This is a genomic window from Erwinia sp., assembly GCF_031978025.1.
Taxonomy (GTDB): Bacteria; Pseudomonadota; Gammaproteobacteria; order Enterobacterales; family Enterobacteriaceae; genus Erwinia.
Genome location: NZ_DALZCD010000340.1, coordinates 1 through 4,020, shown reverse-complemented (window position 1 = coordinate 4,020; position 4,020 = coordinate 1). Strand labels below are relative to the sequence as shown.

Sequence of the window (4,020 nt, the reverse complement as noted above, 5' to 3'; positions counted from 1 at the left end):
CAGCACACCCGCGCTATCAGCTACTGATACCCATGCAGCCTCGGGCAGCACGCCGGCGCTTTCGACTGGCAGCAGCGATCTTCATCTGCCCGACTCGCTTAAGCCTTATGAGGCCGATATACAAGACGCGGCACAGGCTACTGGCGTGCCTGCCAACGTGCTGGCGGCACAAATCTGGCAGGAGTCTCGCGGTAATCTGGGTGCAGCGACAGTCAATGGTGGGAATGGGCTACAGGATGCAGGTCTGATGCAGGTCAACAGCAATACCTTTGCCGATTTGCAAAATAAAAACCCTGATTTGCTGGGCAAGGGTGCCAGCCAGACTGCTGCCCATGACAATATCATGGCGGGGGCGCTCTATATGAAAGAGCAGCTCAACACGTTCGATGGCAATATGGGGGCAGCATTACGTGCCTACAATTCAGGCCCCAATAATGTCAACCTCAACAACTTAAGCGATATTTCAAAAACAGGGACGGGTGACGCGACTTACGTGGACAAGGTGATGGATTTTGCTAACACCATCGCCACCGGCAAAGGCACGCTGCCCGCCTGATCGATAAGGGCGATCGACGATCGCCCCTAAGTCTGCCGACACGCTATTTTCCTTCACCGCCGCCCTGCGCACCGGCCCCACCGGAAAGTGCCGAAAGAAGCGTACCCAGCCCCAACATCTGCAGGGCACCGCCCAGTTTAGCGGCCAGCCCGCTGCTGCTTTGATCGTCCTGAGAGGTCTTACCGTTGCCCTCTGAACCTTCTGAGCCGCTCTGACCCGATGCATTTGTGCCCTCAGAAGACTGTCCCAGCATCTTTTTAATCATTTCCATCAGCTGAGTCAGGATATCGCCATTGCCGGAAGCTTCCTGAGAACCCGCATTGCCGTTACCGGATCCTGAAGCATCCGCCCCTTTTTTCTCATTGTTCGCCTCGCTACTTTTCAGCAGCTCCAGAATAGCGTTCAGCAATTGGGTAATGCTGCTTTCGCTACTTGTAGACTGGCTGTTTCCCTCGTTACCGGTTCGGGCCAACGCTTCTTTGTTGCCAAAATTTACGCCCTGGCCACCACTGCCTTTTAATGCGGGGCTGTCGAAATTCAGGATATTACCCAGACCCGGGGCGCCCTGCTCATTCTTCTGCTTTGACGCCAGGGGTAGCTCCAGGCCTGCATCGCCCCCCTTATTGCCGCCGCCAATTACGCTGTTTACATCGCCGCCTATTTTCATGCCGCTTCCTCTGTTCAGTGAAATAACCGTTACGAGTCCACCCCTCAAGGCTTCGTCTCCGTTTTGGGTGGAGAACAGGTCAGACATGTTCCACTGGCACTGGCAAAGTCTTAATCATGGTAAATAAAATTACGCATTATTAACGTTTTGTAATCTGGATAATGCGATTATTTACATCAGCTTACCGTTGCGCGGCGGAATTTGTGTAGGGATTTCCTTACCTTGCCCCACGGAGATCCCCACCACAACTTCAGATGAAACTGATAGCCTCTCAAGGTCGCGCTAGTAAATAGTAAACAAATATTGAGTATTACCCTGAGCAGCCCGCCTCTGATTTCTTATTGTTTTTTGCTTGATTTGCAACAGATTGCTAACTGCATAGTCCGAGGGTAGACAGGAGAAAATATGGTAACGGGTAGTGAGAAAGAGTCAGGCAGTATCCGTCACGATAAAGTCACGGCTTTCCTTACCGAGCCTGGCACAGCCAGAACGGATATCCATGCCAGCCTGCATCCGCTGATCGACAACCTTGCGCCACTAAAAGTTGATCTGCTGTTGGAAGGCGAAACCGGTACGGGTAAGGACACCCTGACCCGCCGTATCTACCAGCTTTCCGGCGCTAAAGGTCCGCTGATTTCAGTGAACTGTGCGGCTATCCCGGAAAATCTGGCGGAAAGCGAACTGTTCGGCGTGATGGCCGGCGCCTACACCGGCGCCACCCATTCACGGGCAGGCTATATTGAAGCATCCGACAAAGGCATTCTGTTTCTGGATGAGATAGACAGTATGCCGCTGATGTTACAGGCAAAACTGCTGCGCGTATTGGAAACACGTGCCATACACAGACTGGGATCCACCCAACCTGTGCCGCTGGATCTGCGCGTGGTCGCCGCCTCGCAGACACCGCTTATCGACATGGTAGAAGCGGGACGTTTTCGCCGCGATCTCTATTTCCGCCTTTCGACTATCAGGCTGGAAACGCCGACGGTGCGTTCCCATGCCGAACTGATTATCCCGCTGTTTCGCCGCTTTACCCAGGAAGCGGCCATGCGGTTACAGCAGCCTATCCCCCCGCGTTCGCTGGCGCTGGATGAGGCCCTGCTGCTGCACAGCTGGCCGGGCAATATTCGCGAGCTTAAAGCGGCGGCGGAGCGCCACGTACTGCATCTGCCGCCGCTGTGTAACATCACGCCGGGCGAAGGCGAAGCGACGTTATTAAAAGACCGCCTGCGTCGCATAGAGCGCAGCCTGATTAAAGAGTGTTTGCATCGGCACGGCCATAAAATTGATGACGTGGTACATGAATTAGGCATCCCGCGCCGTACCCTTTATCACCGGATTAAATTACTGAACATCGTTGCCTGAAAATTTTATAAAAATAATTTATTTTCTTTGGAACCGTTTTTGCGCCACGCCCACTTAATTAACGAATATGCTGACAACCACCCTTTAATTAATCAGGAGTCACACTATGTCTTCAGTATCCGCTGGTATTTCAAACACAGCTGCAGCTGCTACAAAAATTGAAAGCGCAACTGATGGTGCGAGCTTTATGTCTCAAATGCAGGCCGTCCAGGGAAAAATGCAGCAGGACATGGTTGATAAGGCCGAGCTGGACAGGCAGAACAACAAAATGAACAGTATTGCCGACAGCGCCGCCAAGGCCGGTTCTGCCGCTGCTCAGGTTAAAATTCAGTACTAATATCCTCTGCTGGTGCGGGTCTGGCCCCCGATCCGCACCGCTTTTCGTTCTGTTACCCAGCGCGAGATTGTTATGAAAATAAATGCTTCCCCGGCAGACCTAACCCATGTCACCCAGCTGAACAGTACAAATGAGCCGCAGCAGAACGATGTTGATTTCTTTGCTGCCCAGCTAAAAGAACCTCAGGTTGAAAAAGTGTCTGCCCCCACCGAAGTTACCCATTTCCTTTCGGGCATAGCCAGCTCTTTAAATAATAATGAACAGCAAAGAAAACAAGCCTATCAGGATTTACAGCAGGCCTCTCGCTCTTCCAACTTATTAGAATTTAGTCAGGCTAATGCCGCCCTGTCGAATTATTATATTGAAAACCTCATGAATGCAAAAATTGTCGCCAAAGGCGTCCAGAGCATCGATAAACTGACCAACCTACAGTAAACCCTTATGAAACTTTTGCTGAAATGGCTAATGATAAGCTCGCTGGCGCTTTTTCTGGTCGGCTGTGGCGATAAAACCGTATTGTACAGCGGGCTGGCGGAAAACGACGCCAACGATATCATCGCCGAACTGAATCAGCATCAAATCGCCGCGCAGAAACTGATCGAAAAAGCGGGCATTTCCGTCGCGGTCGATGCGGAAAACATCGAGCGCAGCGTGAAAATTCTCGACTCCGCCGGATTGCCGCGTAAAGCCCGCACTAACCTTGGTGAGGTATTCCAGAAAAGCGGCGTGATTTCCAGCCCTATGGAGGAACGCGCCCGCTATATTTATGCGCTTTCTCAGGAGGTGGAATCGACACTGGCGCAAATTGACGGCGTGGTGGTGGCTCGTGTGCACGTGGTGCTGCCGGAAAGGCTGGCGCCTGGCGAGCCGGTGCAGCCCGCCTCCGCCTCGGTATTTATTAAATACCACAACACGCTCGATCCGGACAGTATTGAGCCGCGCATCCGCCAAATGGTGTCCACCAGCATTCCAGGCCTGGCGGGCAAAAGCGATAAAGATTTAGCGATAGTGTTTGTGCCGGCTCAGACCTACGAAGACAAGATAGAAGTCGTGCAGATGGGGCCTTTTCAGCTCTCGCCTGATGAATACGGCACC

The 4,020-nt window shown here is 52.5% G+C and carries 6 protein-coding genes; 5 read left to right on the top strand and 1 reads right to left on the bottom strand.

Annotated features, from left to right (window positions below; translation table 11 throughout):
* On the top strand, positions 1 to 556 hold a 556-nt coding region (locus tag RTK32_RS19775; protein WP_312046954.1), incomplete at its 5' end, for a transglycosylase SLT domain-containing protein.
* Between the two features lie 43 nt (positions 557 to 599).
* Here RTK32_RS19775 and RTK32_RS19770 read toward each other — a convergent pair.
* Positions 600 to 1,223, bottom strand: coding sequence for a hypothetical protein (locus tag RTK32_RS19770; RefSeq protein ID WP_312046952.1), 624 nt, complete (start codon positions 1,221 to 1,223; stop codon positions 600 to 602).
* Between the two features lie 405 nt (positions 1,224 to 1,628).
* Here RTK32_RS19770 and RTK32_RS19765 point away from each other — a divergent pair, with 405 nt between their 5' ends.
* From RTK32_RS19765 to sctJ, 4 genes are all read left to right on the top strand, one after another.
* Positions 1,629 to 2,588, top strand: a complete 960-nt coding sequence (locus RTK32_RS19765; protein ID WP_312046951.1) for a sigma 54-interacting transcriptional regulator — start codon at positions 1,629 to 1,631, stop codon at positions 2,586 to 2,588.
* Between the two features lie 106 nt (positions 2,589 to 2,694).
* Complete coding sequence (locus tag RTK32_RS19760; RefSeq protein WP_312046949.1) at positions 2,695 to 2,925, top strand: hypothetical protein; 231 nt, start codon at positions 2,695 to 2,697, stop codon at positions 2,923 to 2,925.
* Between the two features lie 72 nt (positions 2,926 to 2,997).
* A complete protein-coding gene (locus RTK32_RS19755) occupies positions 2,998 to 3,360 on the top strand; it encodes an EscI/YscI/HrpB family type III secretion system inner rod protein (protein WP_312046948.1) in 363 nt (120 codons plus the stop codon).
* Between the two features lie 6 nt (positions 3,361 to 3,366).
* A partial coding sequence (gene sctJ, locus RTK32_RS19750; protein WP_312046946.1) for a type III secretion system inner membrane ring lipoprotein SctJ occupies positions 3,367 to 4,020 on the top strand: 654 nt, incomplete at its 3' end.

What these genes read in the sequence shown, in the direction of transcription:
- RTK32_RS19770 (WP_312046952.1), bottom strand. Translation starts at nt 1,223, where the DNA reads ATGAAAATAGGCGGCGATGTAAACAGCGTAATTGGCGGCGGCAATAAG.
- RTK32_RS19765 (WP_312046951.1), top strand. Translation starts at nt 1,629, where the DNA reads ATGGTAACGGGTAGTGAGAAAGAGTCAGGCAGTATCCGTCACGATAAA.
- RTK32_RS19760 (WP_312046949.1), top strand. Translation starts at nt 2,695, where the DNA reads ATGTCTTCAGTATCCGCTGGTATTTCAAACACAGCTGCAGCTGCTACA.
- RTK32_RS19755 (WP_312046948.1), top strand. Translation starts at nt 2,998, where the DNA reads ATGAAAATAAATGCTTCCCCGGCAGACCTAACCCATGTCACCCAGCTG.